Source organism: Fundicoccus sp. Sow4_H7 (assembly GCF_052115865.1).
In the GTDB taxonomy this organism is placed as follows: domain Bacteria; phylum Bacillota; class Bacilli; order Lactobacillales; family Aerococcaceae; genus Fundicoccus_A.
In genome coordinates, this window is sequence record NZ_JBQKME010000030.1 from 1 (window position 1) to 542 (window position 542).

1 protein-coding gene is annotated in these 542 nt (G+C 36.5%); it reads left to right on the plus strand.

Features of this window, described 5'->3' with window-relative positions:
* Positions 1–542: transposase (locus ACTQ54_RS12395; protein WP_441757250.1), on the plus strand; the 542-nt coding region annotated here is incomplete at both ends.

The following is a 542-nucleotide window of genomic DNA, read 5'->3' on the forward strand; positions in this document are numbered from 1 at the left end:
CTTTTGTTTCGACTCATACTGTTCGTCGAGTGATTAAACAAACGGCTTCTGCTATACGTGTTAGACCTACTCATGACTTACCAGAACATTTATCCTTTGATGAATTCAAGAGTGTACGCTCAGTAGATGCAGCGATGAGTTTTATCATGTCAGATGCTGTAACGCATCAAGTGGTTGATGTCGTTGAGGATCGTAAAAAGAGATCGTTATCTGCTTATTTTTGTCGCTATCCACTCAAAGTGAGAAGGAAGGTTAAGACCATTACAATTGATATGTATGAACCTTATATGGACATTATTCAGCGCTGGTTCCCAAAAGCCAAAATTATGATCGATTCTTTTCATATCATTCAAGCCATTAGTCGAGAACTCAATAAGTATCGCACACAGTTCATGAATAGTGTACGGACGAAAGATGAACGTTTATATAACAAATTCAAACGATATTGGAAACTCATTTTGATGAAACCTGAAAAATTACAATCCTTCACCTATCATCCTTTTAAACTGTTTGATTGGTTAACGAATACACAAGGGATTGTA